The sequence below is a fragment of the Agrobacterium sp. ES01 genome (assembly GCF_050320885.1).
In the GTDB taxonomy this organism is placed as follows: Bacteria; Pseudomonadota; Alphaproteobacteria; order Rhizobiales; family Rhizobiaceae; genus Allorhizobium.
In genome coordinates this window covers 638,739-660,087 of sequence record NZ_JBNQTH010000003.1, presented here as the reverse complement: position 1 = coordinate 660,087, position 21,349 = coordinate 638,739, and the positions used below count along the sequence as shown (strand labels likewise).

The 21,349-nt window shown below is 60.1% G+C and carries 17 protein-coding genes and 1 other annotated feature; of the genes, 11 read left to right on the top strand and 6 right to left on the bottom strand.

Annotation, left to right across the window (positions count from 1 at the left end):
• Positions 1-40 precede the first annotated feature (40 nt).
• A complete protein-coding gene (locus ACQQ2Q_RS12385) occupies positions 41-1,543 on the bottom strand; it encodes a S10 family peptidase (protein ID WP_428187510.1) in 1,503 nt (500 codons plus the stop codon).
• A gap of 267 nt (positions 1,544-1,810) precedes the next feature.
• Between ACQQ2Q_RS12385 and ACQQ2Q_RS12380 the strand changes: the two genes are divergently transcribed.
• From ACQQ2Q_RS12380 to ACQQ2Q_RS12350, 7 genes are all read left to right on the top strand, one after another.
• Positions 1,811-3,274, top strand: a complete 1,464-nt coding sequence (locus tag ACQQ2Q_RS12380) for a protein adenylyltransferase SelO (RefSeq protein ID WP_428187368.1) — start codon at positions 1,811-1,813, stop codon at positions 3,272-3,274.
• Positions 3,275-3,552: 278 nt separating this feature from the next.
• Complete coding sequence (locus ACQQ2Q_RS12375; protein ID WP_428187367.1) at positions 3,553-5,244, top strand: methyl-accepting chemotaxis protein; 1,692 nt, start codon at positions 3,553-3,555, stop codon at positions 5,242-5,244.
• A 228-nt stretch (positions 5,245-5,472) separates the two neighbouring features.
• Entirely contained in the window at positions 5,473-8,034 is a 2,562-nt protein-coding gene (locus ACQQ2Q_RS12370) for a GcvT family protein (RefSeq protein WP_428187366.1), read from the top strand.
• A 121-nt stretch (positions 8,035-8,155) separates the two neighbouring features.
• A complete protein-coding gene (locus ACQQ2Q_RS12365; protein WP_428187365.1) occupies positions 8,156-8,440 on the top strand; it encodes a BrnT family toxin in 285 nt (94 codons plus the stop codon).
• Positions 8,416-8,733, top strand: a complete 318-nt coding sequence (locus ACQQ2Q_RS12360; RefSeq protein WP_428187364.1) for a BrnA antitoxin family protein — start codon at positions 8,416-8,418, stop codon at positions 8,731-8,733. Before ACQQ2Q_RS12365 ends, ACQQ2Q_RS12360 begins: the two co-directional genes overlap by 25 nt.
• Before the next feature lie 90 nt (positions 8,734-8,823).
• Complete coding sequence (locus ACQQ2Q_RS12355) at positions 8,824-9,225, top strand: DNA-binding protein (RefSeq protein WP_428187363.1); 402 nt, start codon at positions 8,824-8,826, stop codon at positions 9,223-9,225.
• A gap of 13 nt (positions 9,226-9,238) precedes the next feature.
• On the top strand, positions 9,239-10,411 hold the full coding sequence (locus ACQQ2Q_RS12350; protein WP_428187362.1) for an amino acid aminotransferase: 1,173 nt from the start codon (positions 9,239-9,241) through the stop codon (positions 10,409-10,411).
• A gap of 72 nt (positions 10,412-10,483) precedes the next feature.
• Here the strand turns inward: ACQQ2Q_RS12350 and ACQQ2Q_RS12345 are convergent, their stop codons facing one another.
• Entirely contained in the window at positions 10,484-11,821 is a 1,338-nt protein-coding gene (locus tag ACQQ2Q_RS12345; RefSeq protein WP_428187361.1) for a putative bifunctional diguanylate cyclase/phosphodiesterase, read from the bottom strand.
• Between the two features lie 235 nt (positions 11,822-12,056).
• Positions 12,057-13,175 carry a saccharopine dehydrogenase C-terminal domain-containing protein gene (locus ACQQ2Q_RS12340; RefSeq protein WP_428187360.1) on the bottom strand — a complete coding sequence of 373 codons (1,119 nt, stop codon included), beginning with the start codon at positions 13,173-13,175 and terminating at the stop codon, positions 12,057-12,059.
• A 125-nt stretch (positions 13,176-13,300) separates the two neighbouring features.
• Between ACQQ2Q_RS12340 and ACQQ2Q_RS12335 the strand changes: the two genes are divergently transcribed.
• Positions 13,301-13,732 (top strand): Lrp/AsnC family transcriptional regulator, encoded by a 432-nt coding sequence (locus tag ACQQ2Q_RS12335; protein ID WP_428187359.1) that lies wholly within the window; start codon positions 13,301-13,303, stop codon positions 13,730-13,732.
• A 3-nt stretch (positions 13,733-13,735) separates the two neighbouring features.
• On the opposite strand, the gene ACQQ2Q_RS12330 is transcribed toward ACQQ2Q_RS12335, so the two are convergent.
• A complete protein-coding gene (locus ACQQ2Q_RS12330; protein WP_428187358.1) occupies positions 13,736-15,079 on the bottom strand; it encodes an HD-GYP domain-containing protein in 1,344 nt (447 codons plus the stop codon).
• A gap of 306 nt (positions 15,080-15,385) precedes the next feature.
• Here ACQQ2Q_RS12330 and ACQQ2Q_RS12325 point away from each other — a divergent pair, with 306 nt between their 5' ends.
• Positions 15,386-15,970: an ATP-dependent Clp protease proteolytic subunit gene (locus ACQQ2Q_RS12325; RefSeq protein ID WP_428187357.1), complete on the top strand. Its 585-nt coding sequence runs from the start codon at positions 15,386-15,388 to the stop codon at positions 15,968-15,970.
• A gap of 144 nt (positions 15,971-16,114) precedes the next feature.
• Positions 16,115-16,170 (top strand) — a sequence feature (sul1 is cis-regulatory element that is thought to sense ions involved in sulfur or methionine metabolism; They are found in Alphaproteobacteria).
• A 68-nt stretch (positions 16,171-16,238) separates the two neighbouring features.
• On the top strand, positions 16,239-17,717 hold the full coding sequence (locus tag ACQQ2Q_RS12320) for a SulP family inorganic anion transporter (RefSeq protein ID WP_428187356.1): 1,479 nt from the start codon (positions 16,239-16,241) through the stop codon (positions 17,715-17,717).
• Between the two features lie 72 nt (positions 17,718-17,789).
• Here ACQQ2Q_RS12320 and ACQQ2Q_RS12315 read toward each other — a convergent pair whose 3' ends face one another.
• Positions 17,790-19,193 carry a PLP-dependent aminotransferase family protein gene (locus tag ACQQ2Q_RS12315; RefSeq protein ID WP_428187355.1) on the bottom strand — a complete coding sequence of 468 codons (1,404 nt, stop codon included), beginning with the start codon at positions 19,191-19,193 and terminating at the stop codon, positions 17,790-17,792.
• Between the two features lie 108 nt (positions 19,194-19,301).
• On the opposite strand from ACQQ2Q_RS12315, the gene ACQQ2Q_RS12310 reads away from it, so the two are divergent.
• On the top strand, positions 19,302-20,165 hold the full coding sequence (locus tag ACQQ2Q_RS12310) for a DMT family transporter (RefSeq protein WP_428187354.1): 864 nt from the start codon (positions 19,302-19,304) through the stop codon (positions 20,163-20,165).
• Here ACQQ2Q_RS12310 and ACQQ2Q_RS12305 read toward each other — a convergent pair.
• Positions 20,162-21,328 carry a metallophosphoesterase gene (locus ACQQ2Q_RS12305; RefSeq protein ID WP_428187353.1) on the bottom strand — a complete coding sequence of 389 codons (1,167 nt, stop codon included), beginning with the start codon at positions 21,326-21,328 and terminating at the stop codon, positions 20,162-20,164. The two genes, ACQQ2Q_RS12310 and ACQQ2Q_RS12305, sit on opposite strands and share 4 nt — an antisense overlap.
• Positions 21,329-21,349 lie beyond the last annotated feature (21 nt).

Sequence of the window (21,349 nt, the reverse complement as noted above, 5' to 3'; positions counted from 1 at the left end):
CCGCGACGTCCTGTGTTTCAGCGGGGGGATGTGATCTCGGTCAGTTCGTGCCTTCGTTCGCATAGAACAGGCGCGCGTCTTCTGTCGCCAGTCGACGCGAATCGGCATCGGTGTAGAACATGTGGCCGCCACGATAGACATACAGTTCCGCGCGGTTTTCGGCGAGGTTGGCGGGCACGTGATCCAGCACATAGCGACTGGCCCCGAACGGGGTGAGAATGTCGCTATAGCCATGCATGATCGCCAGCCTGAAGGAGGGAATGACGGAGAGAAGATCCCTGAGATCTCCCGAGGCATCTGCCTCGCCGCGGCTGCCGTCCCAATCCCAGCGACGGTTTACCTCGGTGCTGAGCAGCGTATAGGTCATGTCCGAGAGGTAGCCGAGCTCATGGCGGGCATAGTTGGCAAAGGCCGGGCCATAGGCGCGGGTGAAACCCTCCAGAACGGGATCATCATTGTGATCGCCGCCCGATTCGGGATAGGCGTCGGCCACGGGCGCGCTCGCATCATAGGCGCTGACGATGTGGCCCGGACCGGCCGCCTGTTTGGTGTAGATATTGCCGACAAAGCCGCGCGTTTCACTGACGGCTTCTGTGGGCAGACCGGTCAGATCGGCGATGCGGTTATACAACTGCTCTGCTTCCAGGCCCGTTGGCGTTGGCCCTGCCAGCGAGACCAGGTAGTCGGTCATGGCAAAGCGCTCGGCATCAGCCACCGCCGCTTCGCTGAATTGCCCCTCGCGTTCCAGCTTCGCTGCCGCCAGGGACGGCAGCTGCACCGCTGCCAATACAGGATCGAGCTGACCAACCGGCAGGAAGCGACCATCTATCATCGGTGAAAGCATCACTATGCCCGAGGTGAGGATGCCCTGGCTCTTTTTCAGCGTCGTTGCGACCTTGGCTGCGCGGAAACCACCATAGCTTTCGCCCAGCAGGAACTTGGGTGAGGCGAGGCGCTCATTCTTTTGCGTGTACAGGGCGATGACCTTTGCAAGGCTCTCGGCGTCTGCATCGACACTGTAGAAATTCCGGGCGGTGCTGTCGTTTTTGGCTCTGCTCCAGCCGGTGCCGACGGGATCGATCAGAACGAGATCGGTAAAGGCGAGCCAGCTGTCGGGATTGTCCGTGAGCTCGGGCCGGGTACCGTCATGACCGTCCTTGCCGAACGCGAGGATCTTGGGGCCGACCAGCCCCAGATGAAGATAGGCCGAAGCCGCACCCGGGCCGCCATTGAAGGCGAAGGTGAGGGGGCGGTCCGTGCCGCCATCCTTGGCGACATAGGCAGTGTAGAAGATCTTGGCGCTTTGGGTGCCATCGCCTGCGTAAAGATCAAGCGTGCCGGCAGTCGCCTTATAGGCCAGGTCGCGGTCGCGACCGTGCAAGACGTGTTCGGTTGTGGAGTCTGGAGGCAATAGAGAGAAGATGCCGGTCGTGGTTTCCGATGACGGTGCATCCTGTCGTTCGACCTCCGCGGTATCCTCGCTGCCTCCGGCTGCATCTTCCTGTGCAAATGTAGAGACGGGCATGATGAACAGGGCTGTCATCAGGCAGGCGATCAGATCGAAACGGCGGAAAGGCACTGTATTGTCGCTCCTGCGTTGTGGTCGCATCGGTTGAAGAGGGCAACATACACGACATATAGGCATTGTTGTGCTGGCTGATGCAGTGCTTCTCGGTTTCTTCGCGCCACTGGCCAGGCTTGACCTCCCGTTCCGCCTCGACACCGGTCGCATGCCCGGGGCTGCCGGAAACCTTGTACCGAATGGCTCCTGCGCCATATTGGGGGAACGGATTTATAAAGGGACAGCCACATGCAGATTGCCTTCGACAATTCCTATACCCGTTTGCCGGATCGGATGTTCCGCCCCGTTGCGCCGGCTATTGTGTCGAAGCCGGAGTTGATCCGGGTCAATCGTCCGTTGGCCGATGAACTGGGGCTCGACCTTGCGGGGCTTTCTGACGACGAACTGGCGGGCATTTTTTCCGGCAATGTACTGCCCGAGGGGGCGGCCTCCATCGCCATGGCCTATGCCGGGCATCAGTTCGGACAGTTCAATCCACAGCTTGGCGATGGCCGGGCGATCCTCATGGGCGAGGTGGTGGACAGCAAAGGTCAGCGGCGCGACATCCAGCTCAAGGGGGCCGGCGAAACGCCGTTTTCGCGCAATGGTGACGGTCGTGCGGCGTTGGGGCCGGTGTTGCGCGAATATATCGTGTCGGAGGCAATGGCTGCGCTTGGCATCCCCACCACCAGGGCGCTTGCCGCCGTTTTAACGGGCGAGGATATCTATCGCGAGACCCTGCTGCCCGGCGCGGTGTTTACCCGCGTTGCCGCCAGTCATATCCGTGTCGGTACATTTCAACTGTTTGCCTCGCGCGGCGATGGCGATGCGGTGAAGGCGCTGGCCGATCATGTCATTGACCGGCACTATCCGGAGGCGAAGACGCAATCTGCACCCTATTGCGCACTTCTCAATGCCATTGCCGCGCGACAGGCCGGGCTGATTGCGCGCTGGATGTCGGTTGGCTTCATTCACGGGGTGATGAATACCGACAATATGGCGATCTCCGGCGAGACGATCGACTTTGGCCCTTGCGCCTTTCTCGATGAATATGATCCGGGCAAGGTGTTCTCCTCGATCGACCGGCAGGGACGATATGCCTATGGCAACCAGCCGGGCATTGGCCAGTGGAACCTTGCGCGGTTGGCGGAATGCCTGCTGCCGCTGCTGGACGACAATGAGGAAAAGGCGGTCGAAATTGCCAATGCGGCGCTGGTGGAGTTTGGCCGGGTGTTTCAGGAACGATGGCTATCGGCGTTTCGCGCAAAGCTTGGCCTTCACGGTGAGGCCGAAGGCGATCTTGATCTGGTGAACGGATTGCTTGGCTTGATGCATCGGTCGAGTTCCGATTTCACGCTCACATTCAGAGCGCTTGGAAAAGTCGCCGGCGGTGCCGGGGAAGAGGCTTTGCGTGTGCTTCTTGGCAATGGTGACGATTTCGCCGTTTGGCTTTCATTATGGCGTCAGCGTATCGACGGGCAAGGCGCACCGGAGCAGATCCAGTCCGCGATGGATGCCGTCAATCCGGCGCTGATTCCGCGCAATCACCGCATCGAAGAGGCCATTCAGGCGGCGACCTATAATGATTTTTCTTTCTTCGAGCGCCTGACGACCGCGTTGCAACGGCCTTATGTCGATGACGTCGCCTATGACGATTTGCGGGTGCCGCCTGCGCCCGAGGAGCGGGTGACCCGGACATTTTGCGGAACCTGAGGAGATGACTGGCAGCAGGAGTTATGCAAGCCGGCTGTGAGCGCGGAGCCACGCGTCGCACAGTGGTGTTTTCATTCGCTTGGACTTGCAGAGTTAAGGGGGAGATGTGCGGCCATCGGTGCCCGATGGAGGCCCGAGCGTTTGGCGCAGAAGCGAGACGTCAGGCATTGCGGGGCGCCATCTCCTCTATATGCACGCTTGAATTGAATCTTGCCGAATTATTTTTGTTTTTTTAATTAGTTGCCTCTAAATTTATAGAAAATTTGGAGCCACGTAAAATGTCATTCTTTTCAAGGTCTGGTCGTTCTTCCTATCGTAATGACATGGACGCGCTGTCGCGTTCGCAAGCCCTGATCTGGTTTTCGCCGGACGGGGTTATTCTCGACGCAAACGAGAATTTCTGTCGGGCCCTAGGCTACGAGCTCAACGAAATCGTGGGCAAGCATCACCGCCTGTTCTGTGAGGAGGCCATCACCTCTTCTCCCGATTACCAGGCCTTCTGGCGTGATCTGGCGAGTGGCAAATTCAAGCAGGGGCAGTTTCGCCGGATCAACAAGAGCGGTGCGGATGTCTGGATCGAGGCCTCCTACAACCCGGTCATGCGCGGCAGCAAGGTGCAGAGCATTCTGAAGGTTGCCAGCGACATCACCCAGTCGAAGATTACTGCGCTGCACGACGCCAACCGCATCCGAGCGATCGGTGAGTCGCAGGCGATCATCGAATTCGAGGTGGATGGCACGATCGTCAACGCCAACACCAATTTCTGCAAGACCATGGGTTACGATCAAAATGAGATCATCGGCAAGCATCATCGGATGTTCTGCCAGAAGGACTATGTTGCGACCTCTGATTACGACAAGTTCTGGGAGCGTCTGCGTGCAGGCGAGTTCATCGCCGACAATTTCATTCGCATCGGCAAAGGTGGCAATCAGGTCTGGATTCAGGCGGCTTATACGCCGATGTTCAACAGCCGTGGCAAGGTTTACCGGGTGATAAAGGTTGCGACCGACATCACCTCGCGCATGGTGGCAGTCGAGATGATCGGCAAGGCGATCAGCGACCTTGCAGCCGGTGATCTGACCATCGAGATCAGCCAGGACATCGACAAAGCACTGGAGCAGACCAAGCAAGATTTCAACTCTGCGGCCCGGGCGCTGGAGGCGACCGTGGAGGCGATTATCCACTCGTCCGACGCGCTTGCCACCAATGCGCAGGTGATCATGTCGGTCTCCGATCAGATCGCACGGGGGGCCGAACAGCAGGCAGCTTCAGTCGAAGAAACGGCGGCTGCTCTCGGTGACATCACCAACTCCGTGAACGATGCCAGCCGTCGCTCCGCCAAGGCAAGCGGCATGGTTGAGGAAACCCGCAAAAATGCGGAAACCTCCAGCGCGATCGTCACCAATGCAATAGAGGCGATGAAGCGGATCGACGCGTCGGCTGGACAGATCACCAATATCATCGGCGTGATCGATGAAATCGCATTCCAGACAAATCTGCTTGCACTCAATGCCGGCGTCGAAGCTGCGCGTGCAGGTGAGGCCGGCAAGGGTTTTGCGGTGGTCGCACAGGAAGTGCGAGAGCTTGCCCAGCGCTCGGCGGGCGCTGCCAAGGAGATCAAGTCGCTGATCAAGGAATCCGGCGTCGCCGTCGCATCCGGCGTCGATCTCGTCAACGATACCGGAACGGCGCTGAGCCGGATTGCCGATCAGGTCATGGCGATGGACGAGGAAGTCAAGGCAATCTCGCTTGGTAACGCCGATCAGGCAACCGCCATCCAGTCGATCAACCATGCGATCAACGCAGTCGATCAGGGGAGCCAGAAGACCGCAGCCACAGTCGAAGAAGCCAATGCGGCCTCCCGGAACCTGTCCGACGAGGCGAACGCATTGTCGCAATTGATCCGTCGCTTCAAGGTGCGTGACCGTGCTGCCGGGCACCGCCAACCGCCTCTTCGCCAAGCATCCTGATGCATGCCACGCACACGCCTTTTTGCGGGGCGTGTGCGGTCTGCTCTCCGCCGACGATCAGATCATGCCTCCGCGGTGACAGGCGGTGACACGATAACGACTGGAAATGCCAATCGCTGCTCGTCGTCTCCCTGATCATCTATGTCGCAGACAGGCTGTTTTGCGCATCGGCCTCGCCCTAATATCCGGCCTTGATTTTCCACTCCGGCATTCAGGATATTCGAGGCTATGGCAGAGTTTCCCACCAAGGCAAAAGTCGTCATCATCGGTCTCGGGGGCATCGTCGGTGCCTCGATTGCGCATCATCTGATCGAGCGCGGCTGGGACGATATCGTCGGTATCGACAAGTCGGGCATTCCGACCGATATCGGCTCGACGGCCCATGCGTCCGACTTCTGCTACACCACCAGCCACGACTATCTGTCGGTCTGGACCACGCAATACTCGATCGATTTCTACGAGAAGATGGGCCATTACGCCCGCATCGGCGGCCTGGAAGTGGCGCGCACCGGCGACGACGCCTGGATGGAAGAGATCAAGCGCAAGGTTACCTCCGGCAAGGCCTTCGGCACCAATGTGCGACTGGTCGATCCAGCCGAAATCAAGGCGATGTTCCCGCTGATCGAGGCAGACCAGGTGCAGGGCGGCATGTTCGATCCCGACGCCGGTCTCGTCATCCCGCGCTCGCAGACGGTTGCCGGCAAGCTGGTAGATGCGGCCGAAAAGTCCGGCAAGCTTCAGATGTTCGGCAATACGCCGGCAAAATCCCTGATCGTCGAGGGTGGCCGCATCAAGGGCGTCGTCACCCATCGCGGCACCATCATGGCCGATCACGTCATCGTCTGTGCCGGCCTTTGGGGCCGCCTGATTGCCGAGATGGTGGGCGAGGACTTACCCGTCATGCCGGTCGACCATCCGCTGACCTTCTTCGGTCCCTATAACGAGTTCGAAGGCACCGGCAAGGAAATCGGCTTTCCGCTTTTGCGCGACCAGGGCAACTCCGCCTATATGCGCGACACCGGCGACCCGAAGACCACCGAAGGCGGCCAGATCGAGTGGGGCTATTACGAGCAGACCAATCCGCGCATGTGCCATCCGCGCGAACTCTTGGAAAAGCACGAGGCGCGGCTTTCGCCGTCACAGCGCGATCTGGATATGGAGCAGATCCTCGAGCCGCTTGAAAAGGCGATGGAACTGACGCCGATCCTCGGCGAGCTCGGCTATAACGAGAGCCACTCCTTCAACGGCTTGTTGCAGGTCTCTGCTGCCGGCGGAGCCTCCTGCGGCGAAAGCCAGAAGGTGCGCGGTCTCTGGTATTGCGTCGCCATCTGGGTCAAGGACGGTCCCGGCTACGGCAAGCTGATTGCCGACTGGATGACCGATGGCCGCACCGAGATCGACCACAACTCGATCGACTATGCCCGTTTTTATCCGCACCAGCTGACGGAAGAGTTTATCGCCGATCGCGCCTACGAGGCCGCGCAGAAGATCTACTTCCCGGCCGTGCATCCGCGCGAGCCCTATGCGTCCAGCCGTGGCGTGAAGCGCTCGCCATTCTACGAGCGTGAAAAGGCGTTGGGCGGCCACTTCATGGAGCTGGGCGGCTGGGAGCGCGCCCATGGCTATGCATCCAACGACGCCTTGCTGGAAAAATATGGCGACAAGGTTCCGGTGCGCGAAAACGAGTGGGACAACCGCCACTTCTGGCGCGTCTCCAATGCCGAGCATCTGGCGCTGTCTGAGGATTGCGGTATCATCAATCTCAGCCATTTCCATATGGTCGATATCGAAGGTCCCGATCACGTGGCACTGCTGGAATGGCTGTGTGCGGCCAAGATCGGCGGCGACAACAATATCGGCAAGGGCATCTATACCCACTTCCTCGACGACGAGGGCATGGTGCGGGCCGACTTTACCGTCATCCGTATGGAAGACCGTTGCCGGCTGATCAACGGTGCCGATGCCGGCCCGCGCGACCTTCACTACATGAAGCGCACCGCCGAGGATAAGGGCTTCGATGTTACCATTACCGACGTGACGGAGAAGTATATCACCATCGGCATCTGGGGCCCGAATGCCCGCGACACGCTGAAGAAGGTGGTCTCTGATCCCGCAGGTCTCGACATCGAAAACTTCCCCTTTGCGGCGATCAAGCCGATCCTCATTGCCGGCAAGACCGTGTCTGCCTTCCGGCTTTCCTATGTCGGCGAGCAGGGCTGGGAACTGCATATGAAATACGAAGACGGGCTGGCCGTCTGGGACGCGCTTCGCGAAACCGGGGTTATGCCGGTTGGCGTCGAGACCTATGCCAATTCGCGCCGCATGGAGAAAAGCCTGCGGCTGCAGAATGCCGACCTTCTGACCCAGTATAACCTGATCGAGGCGGATCTCGCCCGTCCAAAGGTCAAGGAGGCCGATTTCCGCGGCAAGGCCAAGCATCTGGAATACAAGGCTAGGCCCCATCAGCCGGCGATGCTGTGCACACTGGTGATGACGGAGAACACGGATGCCCGTGGCGTGAAGCGCTATCCGGTCGGATCGATGCCGGTCATGGATCCGGACACCGGCAAGACGCTGGTCGACGAGCTGGGCCGTATTTCCTACACAACGTCGGTCGCTTACGGCCCGACCATCGGCAAGAATATCATGCTCGCTTACCTGCCGCATGCCTATTGCGAGGTGGGTCGGACATTGCAGGTGGAGTATTTCTCGGAGACCTATCCGGTGGAAGTGGCGGCCGTCGGTTACAAGCCGCTGTATGATCCGGAGAATTTGAAGCCACGCAGCTGAGGCGGGGCGGTCCGCTCAGAGGGTTATGGACCCGTCGGTCGAGAGACCGGCGGGTTTTTTACGTTCACGCATCTTGATGCGTCTGTCTTGAAATAGCTGTTAAATGTAGCTACATTTAATCATGAAGATCGTCTGGGATGAGCCCAAGCGGCGTGCCAACCTTCAAAAGCATGGTTTCGACTTCGCCGACGTCAGCGAACTTGATTGGGAGCATGCCGTTGTCGAAGACGGCAGGCCGGATGCGGATGGCCGGCGACGACTGAAGGCGATCGGATATTTCCGTGACGGAACGGCAGCCGTTATCTTCGCCATCCTCGGATCGGAAGCCATATCGATCATCAGCTTTCGCCCGGCAAGCGACAGAGAAAGAAGGAGGCTCCCATGGCCACCAGAGGCAAGACACTGAACAGCTTCGAAACCGGACGCGGTTATGATCGCGAGGACTGGGATGCAGTCGAATCTCCGGAACTGAGCGACGAGGAACTGGCGCGCATGCGCCCAGCGCCGGAGGTCTTGCCACCTGCCTTCTTCGAGGCCATGGATAACCACCGCCGCTCGCGCGGTCGCCCAGCGGTGGCGCATCCCAAAAAGCAGATCACGCTGAGGCTCGACGAAGACGTCATCGCCAAGTTCCGCGAGACCGGCAAGGGCTGGCAGGGGCGCCTGAACGCGGCGCTGCGCAAGGCGGTCGGGATTTGAGAGACATTGACGCGCTGGTTGAGAGGCCGCGCTTCTTTTGATTGCAGGCTTGTCTTGACGTCGTTGCCTTGAGAAGGCGACAGCCTCCGTGTGTGGAGAGATGTCTGTGCATCGTTTAGCTATTGCCCGGCAGATGGTGCTTTTGTGTATTGCTATGCTGAGCTTCCTAATCCTCCACTTTGTGATTGTCGGGTGGGGTGTCTTTTCAAGTTTTTCGTGGGAGCGGGCATCGGTCGAAAGAGCCTTTACAAGGCATTGGGCGAGAATGGCACTCCCGAGTTCGGGACTGTGCGCAAGCCGGTGAGGGCGATGGGGCTATCGCTTTCAGCCGTACCGCTCGCGGCGGGGTCGATGCCACCACCCCAATCGCTACCCCTCAAACACCAACATCGCCCTTGCCATCCCCCCGGCAATGTCTGTATCGCTTTTCTCCGGTCCCGGCGGCGTCGCGGGGCTTTCATGCACCCTCGCACACGGCGCCTGTCGATATGATCCGGAGACCATGATGTTCGATGCCCTTTCCGCCCAAGCTCCCGACGCCCTTCTGGCGCTGATCCAGGCCTTCCAGCAGGATCCGCGCGCGGGAAAGATCGACCTTGGCGTCGGCGTCTACCGCGATGCCCAGGGCAATACGCCGGTGATGCGCGCCGTGAAGAAGGCCGAGGCGATCCTGCATGAGACGCAGGAAAGCAAGAAATATCTTGGCCCTGAAGGCGATCTCGGTTTCGTCACGCTTTTGGAGCCGATCATCTTCGGCAAGGCAGACCCCTTCGGCGACCGGCTCTGCGGCATCCAGACGCCCGGTGGCACCGGGGCGCTGCGGCTCGGTGCGGACCTGATCGCGGCTGCCAAGCCGGGTGCGACGATCTGGGTCGGCACCCCGACCTGGCCGAACCATCAGCCGATCTTTACAGCGGCAGGCCTCACCATCAAGACCTATGGCTATATCGACCTTGAAAGCCAGAGGCTTGAATTCGACAAGATGATGGATGCGCTGAAGGGCGCTGCCAAGGGCGATGTGGTGCTGCTGCATGGCTGCTGCCAGAACCCGACCGGCATCGATCTGTCGCTCGACCAGTGGAAGGACGTGACCGCGCTCGTCGTAGAAAAGGGCCTGATCCCCTTCATCGATCTTGCCTATCAGGGCCTTGGCCTTGGCCTGGATGAGGATGCTGCCGGAACCCGCATGGTGCTTGAGGCCGTCGACGAGGCGCTGGTTGCCTATTCCTGCGACAAGAATTTCGGCGTCTACCGCGACCGCGTCGGCGCGCTCTATGTGCTCTCGCGCGATGGCGCAACCGCCGTCAATGCCATGAGCGGCATGGCCATGCTCGCCCGCGTGTCCTGGTCGATGCCACCGGATCATGGAGCGGCCATCGTGCGCATCGTGCTGGAGCGTCCGGAACTCGTGGCGATCTGGAAAGAAGAGCTTCTGGAAATGTGCGCGCGGGTCAATGGCAACCGCGCATCTCTGGCCAGCGCCCATCCGTCGCTTGCCTTTATCCGCGATCAGCGCGGACTGTTTTCGACGCTGTCCATGGCCAAGGAGCAGGCGATTGCCCTTCGCACCAACCACGCCGTCTATATGGCCAATTCCGGTCGGATGAACATTGCCGGCATGGGCACCGATGATGCAGAGGCAATCGTTGCAGCGCTGAAGGCGGAAGGCTGCATTTAGCAGCTTTCTGTCGCCGTCGCAGAGTGTGCCGCATAGACGGGTCGCGGTCGTCAGGGCCGTTCAGCCTATGGCTCAGGCGATCCGGATTTGTGGCACGGGCTCGGCCTTGACGGCGGTTTCAAAGTCGAGGCGCGGGGCAGGGCGACCGAAGAGGTAGCCCTGGAAGATCCGACAGCCGGTCGTCAAGAGAAAGGCGAGCTGGGCCGGGTTTTCCACCCCTTCGGCCACGGTTTCGAGGCCGAGATCGGTGGCAATAGCCCTGATCGAGCGCACAAGGGCGGCATCGCGGTCGTTTTCGGCGACTGTGGCGACGAAGCTGCGGTCGATCTTGAGTTCGCTCACCGGCAGACGGCGCAGATAGGCCAGCGAGGAAAAGCCGGTGCCGAAATCGTCGAGCGAGAAGGTGAGGCCAAGTTTTTTCAGCGCAATCATTTTTGCAGCGACGGGTTCAAGTCCAGCAATCAGCACGCTTTCGGTCAGTTCCAGGCGCAGGCGTGTCGGATCGATTTGATAGCGGTCGAGAAGGCCATGCAACGTCGCCTCGAAATCGTCTTCGTTGAATTGGCTGGCGCTGACATTGACGGAGAGCCTAAGCGAGCTGAGCTTGGGATCGGCCTGCCAGCGGGCGAGTGTTTCCAGCGCCTGTTCCAGCACGAAGCTGCCGATCATCGGCATCAGGCCCATTTCCTCGGCGGCGGGAATGAAGGTGCCGGGGGAGACCGGGCCGCGGGTCGGATGGTTCCAACGCAGAAGCGCTTCCGCACCGAGGATGTGGCCGTGTCGGTCGGTCTGGGGCTGGTAGGCGAGGCTGAGCCCGCCATGCCGAAGCGCTGCCACAAGATCGCGAGCGATGCCGCGGGGGACGGCCAGGCGCTGCTGCAGGGCGTAGATCGTGCCGCAGAACATGATGGCCGCCACGGTCGAATTGAGCCAGATGTAGGGCCGATGCAGCTCTGGCGGCATCGGCTGCGCGAAAGGCAGCCGCAGGTCGGCCCCACACAGGACGACGAAGGCGACAAGGCTGGCGGCGATGACCGACAGCTGCATCCTGGAGTGGCGGCGCAAGTGGTTGATATAGGCGAGCATGCCGAGAACCGGCAGAAAGAGATATGTGGCGCGGGGCGCGCCATTCTGCGGCAGGTCGAACATCAGGCTGAAGCCGATGATGAAGATGAAGAAACTGATCTGTACGACAAGCAGGAATAGGTCGAAGTGTCTGCGGGTGACGAGAACGAAGCAGACAAGCGCGGTGACGACGGGGCAGAACTCGGCCAGCGCCATGAGCGGGAGGCCGTTAACGACGAAGAGCACGGTCCAGAAGAATGCGAGGACAGCCACGCCAAGCGATACGCCTTGATAGACGTGAATCACCCGAGCGACCTTGTGCTCCGCGCTGCTCTTATCGATCATATCCCGCTCAATCCTGCCCAAACGCTCTGGATCCACCGCCCATGCGCGCCAGCACAATGCCGGCAGGAGGTCGAAATTCAGGAACGCCTAACTTAGTCCGCTAAAGAAAACCTCTATTTAGATGATCAAATTGTTCAGACTTTTGGTGAAGCAGGGAAAGGCAGACATGGCGGCCGCGGCTGCTGCCGTCGACCGCCCCTCCGGACCACGAGGTTCGTCCTCCCCCCGGAGAAACTCAACCGGCCTTCTTCATCCCGGCAATGTCCGGTTCGTAGACGCTGCCGAAGCGGTTCGCCAGAAAGGCGTCCAGCGCAATCTCTTCCTGTCGCACAAACCCCTTCTGCGGCAGGGTGCCGTTGGCCAGAAGATCGAGGACTGCGCAGATGCCTGAGGCCGTTGTGATCTGGATGGCGCTCATCTTTTTGCCGGCGACAACGCCTGCATAGACCTTGTTGGCATAGGTTTCCTGAAGATAGCGACCGTCTTTCCAGCCGCAGGCGGTCACGAAGATGACCACGACGTCCTGCATGGTGGCGGGAAGGGCGTTCTCGAACAGGTCCTTCAGCACGTCGCGGCGGTTCTTCAGGTTGAGGTCGTTCAGCAGCGCCCGCATGATGGCCTGATGACCGGGATAGCGGATGGTGCGGTAATTCATGGTGCGCACCTTGCCTTCCAGCGTTCGAGCCAGTGTGCCGAGGCCGCCGGAGGTGTTGAAGGCCTCATATGTCACACCATCCAGCGAGAATTCCTCGCGTTCTTCCATCGCCGGTACCGTGATCATGCGGCCTTCCACGATGGCTTCGCAGGGCTCGATATATTCGTTGATCAGTCCGTCGGTCGACCAGGTGAGGTTATAGTTCAACGCATTGGACGGATATTGCGGCAGCGCCCCGACGCGCATGCGCAGACTGTCCAGCTTGTCGAAATTCTTTGCCAGATCGTGGGCGACGATGGAAATGAAGCCGGGGGCAAGGCCGCATTGCGGAATGAGCGCGCAATCGGCGCCATCGGCCAGTGCCTCGACCTTCCGTGTGGTGGCGACGTCTTCGGTGAGGTCGAGATAATGGGTGCCCGCCGTGGCGGCGGCTTCGGCAATCGCGCCGGTCAGATGGAAGGGGGCGGCAGAGAGCACCGCGAACTTTCCGGAGAGCAATCGGGTCAGAGCGCCGCCGTCGGTGATATCCAGTTCGGCGGTGGAGAGGGCATCGTGGCTGTCGAGGCCCGAAAGCTGCTCGGCGCTGCGGTCGGCGACTGTGACGCGGTAGTCGCCGCTTGCGGCCAGCATCAGCGCAATGGCGCCGCCAATCTTGCCCGCGCCAATGACGACGATCTCTTTTGGGGTGTCCGTGCTCATGGAAAGTTCCCTTCTGGCCTGATTTTCATTGCCCTCAGTGTGCGCGTGGGAGATGTCGATTCCTAGTGACGTTTTATACTATTTGACCTATAGAATTTATCGATATGACGTAGAGTTTAAGCATTATGCAGATCACCGATCACGACCGCGCATTGCTGGCGCTTCTTGGCGAAAATGCCCGTATGCCGGTCGCAGAGCTGGCGCGGCGGCTGTCACTGTCACGCACGACAGTCCAGACGCGGCTTGAGCGGCTGGAGCGAGAAGGCGTTGTCGCCGGCTATGCGGTGAAACTGTCAGAAACCTACCTGTCGGGTCTGGTGCGCGCCCATGTGCTGATCACGATCGCGCCGAAATCGCTTGCCCAGGTGACATCGGAGCTTTCGGCGATCCGCGAGGTCACCACGTTGCATTCGGTGAGCGGTACCTTCGACCTGATTGCGATCATCGCGGCCCCTTCAATCTCCGATCTCGACCGGTTGATCGATGTGATCGGCGAAATTTCCGGGGTGGAGCGCACCTTGTCGTCGATCATCCTGTCGACGCGGATCTCGCGATAGGTGTCAGGCGGCCGCGAGTTCGGCCTTTTCAAGTGCGCGTTCCAGCGCCTCTATACAGATCGGGTCGTGGGATTTTCCAGCCCCTTCCCAAAGGATGGCAAGAGCCTTGGCCACCGGCATTGCTTCGCGGTAAGGCCTGTCGGCGGTCAGCGCATCGAAGACATCTGCTGTCGAGACAATGCGCGTTTCCATCGTGATGTCATCGCCCTTGATGCCGCGGGGGTAGCCGCTGCCGTCCAGCTTTTCATGATGCGCGCCGCCAATCCTGGCAAGATCGGCAAAGGCTGTGATGCGCGACAGAATGGTTTCGGAAAATTCGGCATGCCGCTTCATCTGGCCCCACTCGTCATTGTCCAGCTTGCCGGGCTTGTCGAGTACGCTGCTGGAGACCCCGAGCTTGCCGATATCGTGCAGCAGTGCTGCACGTTGCAGGCGGCGGCGTTCCGCGATGGGCATGCCCAATTGTTCAGCGATCATGTCCGTGAAAAGGGCCACGCGATCGCTATGACCCGACGTATAGGGGCTTTTGGCATCGATCACGCGGGCAAAGCCGGCAGCGATATCGTCGAGATAGTCCTCGTCGGCCATCAAGGCTTGACGACCTGGTTCCGAGCCGAGCACGACCTGCTCGAGGTCGGGCGAGGCAAGGTGAGGCCAGAATTCCTCGGTTGCGACGACCATGAAGGCATCGACCACCCGTGGATCGAACCATGTGCCGGAGCGTTTCAATGCCTCTGACATCGCAGCTTGCGGCCCCGCATCGATGAAGAAGACATCGACCACCTGGGCCAGCAGGGCGATGCGCGCGAAGATATGCAGTGTCTCGCCGGAAATACCGTTGGGCTTGCCACCGCCATCGAAATGTTCGTCAAGATCGAGAATGCCCTGTGCCACCTCTTCGGAAAACCGCATCTGCCGGGCGATTTCGGCCCCGCGCTGGCAGCGGGTCTGGATCAGCGTGGTCGAGATTTCAGCGCCGTTCTTGAAAATGGTCAGCAGGCTGCGGAAGCGCTCGGAAAGATTTGTTTCCATGGCTGTATGGGAAAGCACGAAACGGAGAACCTGCGGAAAGGAGCCGTCGACCAGTTTGAAGTCCTTCTTGAACTTCAAATCATCCGTCAGATAAAGCTCGCAAATCCGCGCCGCATTGGACGAGCAGCCGAGGTCCTTGAGCAGAAGGGTGTAAAACAGATCCTGCAGCGCGTCTTCCGGCAGTCCAAGTGCTGAACCGATCTTCATGCCGATATAACAGCAGCGGATACAATGGCCGGGCGGCTGGCCTTCGGTCAGGTCCAGTGCGTGGCTCAGCGCCTCGATGATTTCGGCCAGTCGGATCTCTTGTGTCATGGGCTTTTCCCGTTTCGGCCATTATCCGATGATCGGGTTAATACCCGGTATGTAGGGCAGGGAGGAACTAGCCTCGAGGTGGCGTGGCACTCCTGTGCTGCCGAACGAGGCAGAGTCGTCCGACAGAGCATAGATCGGGCAAAACGGGGCTGGTCGCTGTGAATAGCGAGCGGGTTTACCATCTTTGCCGACATAGAGGAGATAAAGCACAACCCGGCCTTTCCGTTTGCGCGCCATTGTTTTAGACCTTGAGTCGCATTATGTGCGGAATTCAGAAGACACCAAGAAACGCTGGAGCAGCCTCCGATGAATGAAGACGACGACGACAAGAGCAAGGAACTGCCGATCGGCAAGGAAACGGAAGCGAACCTTTTCAAGTCGCGTTCGATCTTCATCTATGGTGGCATCACCATGGAGCTTGCGCAGAAGGTCTGCACACAACTGGTGGCACTTGCTGCTGCATCGGATGAAGATATCCGCGTATTTGTCTGCTCGCCGGGCGGTCATGTGGAAGCGGGCGACGCGATCCATGACATGATCAAGTTCATCAAGCCCAAGGTCTGGGTGATTGCCTCGGGTTGGGCGGCATCTGCCGGTTCGCTGATCTATATTTCCGTGCCGAAGGAGCAGCGCCTGAGCCTGCCCAATACGCGCTTCCTGATCCACCAGCCGTCTGGCGGCACGCGCGGCATGGCCTCGGACATCGAGATCCAGGCCCGCGAAGTGATCAAGATGAACAAGCGCCTGATCAAGCTCTATTCCAAGGCCACCGGTCAGTCGGAAGAGAAAATTGCCAAGGACATCGACCGCGACTTCTGGCTTTCGGCCGAAGAAGCCAAGGAATACGGTCTGGTTGGCAAGATCATCGAATCGGAAGCCGACATCGGCTGATCATCGGCAAAGCCGTCGGACACAATTTCATCAAAGCCCTCGTCGGAATTCCGCCGGGGGCTTTGTTCTGTGATGTTTTCTACTGCGACGCACAAGTTGCGTATTGTCACATTGCTGCCGTTTTTCTATAAGCGGCCTACTCACCCCGGACCCGGTGAAATCCCGGGTGGCTCTTCTGGCCGCCGATCCGCCAGACAACGCATCAGCATCTAACCTTTGAACGACCGGAATATCTTCGGTCCGGTGCACTACTTTTGCGGAAAATTTCATGAATCTTGTCCACTATAAACGCGAATGGTTCCACAATGTCCGAGGCGATGTGCTCTCGGGTATCGTTGTGGCTCTTGCCCTGATCCCTGAAGCCATCGGCTTTTCGGTGATTGCGGGTGTCGACCCCAAGGTCGGCCTTTTTGCCTCTTTTGCCATTGCCTGCGTGTCTGCCTTTGTCGGCGGTCGTCCGGCGATGATTTCGGCGGCCACTGCTGCCACTGCCGTGCTGATGGGCTCGCTGGTGCGCGAGCACGGCGTGGAATACCTGTTTGCCGCAACGCTTTTGATGGGTGTCATCCAGATATGCGCCGGCATCCTGAAACTCGGACGGGTGATGCGCTTCGTGTCGCGCTCGGTGATCACAGGCTTCGTCAATGCGCTCGCCATCCTGATCTTCATGGCGCAGCTTCCCGAACTGATCGGTGTGGCCAATGCCACCTATCTGATGGTGGCCGGCGGTCTGGCGATCATCTATCTGTTCCCCTATGTGACCAAGGCCATTCCGTCGCCGCTGGTGGCAATCGTCGTTTTGACACTGATTGCCGTCTTTACCGGCATGGATATCCGCGCTGTTGGCGATCTCGGTGAACTGCCATCCTCGTTCCCGATCTTTGCATTGCCGCAGGTTCCGTTCTCCTGGGAGACGCTGCAGATCATCTTCCCCTATTCTGTGGGTCTTGCAGCCGTTGGCCTGCTGGAATCGCTGATGACGGCGCAGATTGTCGACGACATGACCGATACGGCCAGTTCCAAGAGCCAGGAATGCATCGGCCAGGGCACCGCCAATATTGCATCCGGCATGATCGGCGGTATGGGCGGTTGTGCGATGATCGGCCAGTCGGTGATCAACGTCACCTCTGGCGGCCGCGGTCGTCTGTCGACATTTATCGCTGGCGCCTTCCTGCTGTTCCTGATCGTCGTTCTTGACGACATCGTTCGCATCATCCCGATGGCGGCGCTGGTTGCGGTCATGATCATGGTTTCGATCGGCACCTTTTCCTGGCGCTCTATCCTGGAACTGAAGAGCAATCCGCGCACGTCGTCCTTCGTGATGCTGGCGACGGTGGCCGTGACTGTCGGCACGCATGACCTGTCAAAGGGCGTGTTGGTTGGCGTGTTGCTGTCCGGTGTATTCTTTGCCAGCAAGGTTGCCCGTCTCTTCCATGTGCGCTCGACGCTCACGGACGATGGCAAGACCCGCACCTATCACGTGGATGGTGCCGTGTTCTTCGCCTCCGCCGAGACTTTCATCATGGCGTTCGATTTCATCGAACCGCTGAAGAAGGTCGTCATTGACGTGCATGAGGCCCATTTCTGGGATATCACCGCCGTTGGCGCGCTCGACAAGGTGGTGCTGAAATATCGCCACCACAATGTCGAAGTCGAGGTGATCGGAGCCAATGAGGCATCCAGCCACATGTTGGATCGCTTTGCGGTACATACCGACGAAAACGCAAAAATGGCGTCGGCGCATTAGAGCAGTCGATGGCTTGGAAGGTTGGAGCCCGGCATTCGCGAGAGTGCCGGGCTTTTTCATATACCGCGATAGCTAGGTCCGCATCGCGGCCTCGAGAACGTCAAACACGCGTGGCTCGACGCATTGTGCGGCATTGAAGCGCATGAAGTGCGTGGCAGTCTGCGAGACCGAGAAGACGTTTCCGGGGGCAAGGACGACGTTATCTTCCAGTGCCCGCCGGGCAATCTCGGTGGCATCCAGACCGTTCGGCAATTGGCACCATAAGAACATGCCGCCGCGCGGTTCGATCAGCGGCGTAAGGCCGAGAGAGGTGAGACGGCGAGTGGTGGCGCCCATGGCGGCGGCAAGGCGCGGTTTGAGCGTGTTCATATGGCGGCGATAGCTTCCGTCTTTCAGGATCGAGGAGACCAATTGGGCGGAAAGCGACGGGCCGCCAAAGCTTGAGGCGATCTTCAGGTCGAGCAGGCCCTCGATCCAGTCGGGCCTGGCGGCAATATAGCCGACGCGGGCTGCGGCCGAGATTGTCTTTGAAAAACTGCCAATATGCACGACGCGCTCAAAACCGTCGAAGGCGGCAAGGCGGGGGGCGCGCTCGTGTTCGAAATCGGCGAAGATATCGTCTTCCACGATCGTCAGTTTTGCTTCTTCCGCCAGCTTCAGCAGCTTGTGCGCAGTGACCGGTGACAGGGTGGCACCCGTGGGATTGTGGAGTGCGGAATTGGTGAGATAAAGCCGCGGCGCATGATCTGCCAGCGCTGTTGCAAATTGCTCCAGATCCGGACCGTTCGCGGTGTAGGGGACGCCGACCACCTTGACCCGGTGCGCGCGCAAAAGCGCCAGGAAGTTAAAATAGCAGGGATCGTCCACCAGAACGGTATCGCCAGGTTCGAGAAAGAAGCGGCAGAGCAGGTCGAGCGCCTGCGCCCCGGATTCGGTGAGCATGATGATGTCGGGTGAAGCCTCGATGCTGTGCTCTGCCATGCGGCGCGACAGCTGTGCGCGCAAGGCGGGCAGCCCAAGCGGTGTGCCGTAGTCGGTCAGATCTGCGGCATCGGCACGTGACAGGCTGCGCAGGCTTCGGCGCAGGTCCTCCTCGGGCATCCAGGAGGGCGGCAACCATCCGCAACCGGGTTTCAGCACCGCGCGCCCTGCCTCAAGCGATTGGCGTGAGACCCAGAAGGGATCGACAGCGCGATCCAGTCGCGGGGCGAGGTCGGCCAGAACCAGGGGCGCCTGCGGTGTTGCAACGTAAAAGCCGGAACCTGGTCTTGCGCGGATAATGCCGTCGGCGGCAAGCCTGTCATAGGCCTCGACCATGGTGGAGGGCGAGACGCTCATCGCCTTTGCACCCATGCGGATTGACGGCAGTTTTGCGCCGGGCTGCAGGGTTCGTTCGGCAATGCGACGGCGGATATCCGTCATCACCCGTTCCACACGCGTGCCGCTCGCTATCTCTTCCATGGTGAAATCCGCCATCCGTGTTGCTTCTGTCATCAATACAGTGTGCGTCAATTGTACTGTTCTGTCTCTGCCCCGTCCAGCGGTCGCGCGTTAGACAGGGTAAAACAGTGCAGGAGTGCGATCATGGAGAAGACCACAATTGGCTGGATCAACGGTGCCATCGGCATGCTGATCTTTTCCGCATCGCTTCCGGCGACGCGCGTGGCTGTCAGCGGCTTCGATCCGGTATTCCTGACCTCGGCGCGGGCCGCGATTGCCGGTGCCCTGGCGCTTGTTCTGGTGCGGGTGGTCGGCGGACAGCGGCCGCAGCGGTCGGATCTGGTTTCGCTGGCGGTCATCGCCTTCGGCGTGGTCATCGGGTTTCCGTTGCTGACGGCGCTTGCGCTGCAACACGTGACCTCGGCCCATTCTCTGGTGTTTATCGCCTTGCTGCCGCTTGCCACGGCGAGCTTCGGCGTCTTGCGCGGCGGTGAGCGCCCGCGACTTGCGTTCTGGCTTTTCTCGCTGGCCGGTAGCGCCATTGTCGCCGGTTTTGCCCTGATGGGCGGCGGCGAAGCATCGTTGGTGGGCGATCTGTTGATGGTGCTGGCGGTCATCGTCTGTGGACTTGGCTATGCCGAGGGCGCACGGCTGTCGCGCAGGCTTGGCGGCCTCAAGGTGATCTGCTGGGCACTCATCCTGTCGCTGCCGATGATGCTTGCGATTGCCATCGCAACGCATCCGGACAGTCTGGCCGGCATTGGCGACAGCGCCTGGGCGGGGCTTGCCTATGTCTCGGTGTTTTCCATGCTGATCGGCTTTGTCTTCTGGTATCGTGGGCTGGCGCTGGGCGGAATCGCGGCTGTCGGCCAGCTTCAACTGTTGCAGCCGTTTTTCGGGTTAGCACTGGCTGCCAGCCTGCTGGGCGAGGTGGTGAGCTGGTCGATGGCGGTGGCGACCATTGCGGTGGTCGCCTGCGTTGCCGGTGCGCGCCGGTTTGCGCGCTAAAGAGCAGGCAGTCGGTTCCCTTCGGATCGGCCGTCCGACGCCCGGTCCGGTCCACGGCGAAGCGTAATGCGCGTGAGTTCCGAAGGGATGCCGAGGCGAAGGGCGAAGCCCGGCCAGAGTGCCGTGCCGTTGTTGACATAGAGCGACATGCCGTCGACATCGTAGAGGCCGGAGACGAAGCCATTATTGCCGCGCGCGACCAGCCAGTGCAGGCCATAAACCATGCCGCCATGGGTGTGGCCCGAAAGCTGGAGGGCGACCCCCGATTTGGCGGCAATGCGCGCCCGCATGGGCTGGTGGTCCAGAAGAATGACAGGTGTCTGGGCAGGCGCTCCTTTGAGAGCTGCGCCAAGGTCCGGTGGCGGGGAACCATGGCCACTGGCCGAGAGATCGGTCACGCCGGCCAGCACCAGTTCGGCATTGCCGCGCTTCAGCACCACATGACTGTTTTCCAACAGGGGCAGGCCCAGACTGCGCAGATGATCCATCCACGCGCGGTAGCTGAAGAAATATTCGTGGTTTCCGGGAATGGAGAACACGCCATCGGGCGCATTCAGCTTTGCAAGCGGGGCGACATCTGCCCGGCGATGCTCGACGCTGCCATCGATGAAGTCTCCCGTGACGACGACCAGATCGGCTTCAAGTGCGTTGGCCCGCGAGACGACCGTTTCTGCCCAGCGTGCCGGGAAAAGCCGGCTGATGTGGAGATCGGTCAATTGGAGCAGGCGATACCCGTCAAATTCGGGTGCCAGGCCCGGAATGGCAATCTCGATATCTTTCAGCGGCGGCACGCGGATGGCCTGGGTCACGCCAAAGGCGGATAGTGCCAATGCTGCGACGCCTAGCGCATAACGAGCGTCCGGCGGAATGGAGATGGCCTGCCATCGGAGGGCCATGATGACAAGGGTGATGAGATCCAGCGCGATCTGGAATACGGCGAGCAGGACAATGGCACCGAAGACCAGATTGAAACCGATGACCAGTGCGCGCGGAAATTCCGGCGCAAAGACCGAGCCGGAGGAGAGGCGGCTGATCAGGTGGTATTGCGAGGCGATCAGCAGAACAATCGCCAGCATTGCCTTCAGGGCAAAGGGCCAGGGCAGCGGCTGGATGAAGCGGATGACGACATAAAGCCAGGGAAGGCCGAAGATCAGATGAAACATGGGGTCCGAGCCTTGTGGCGA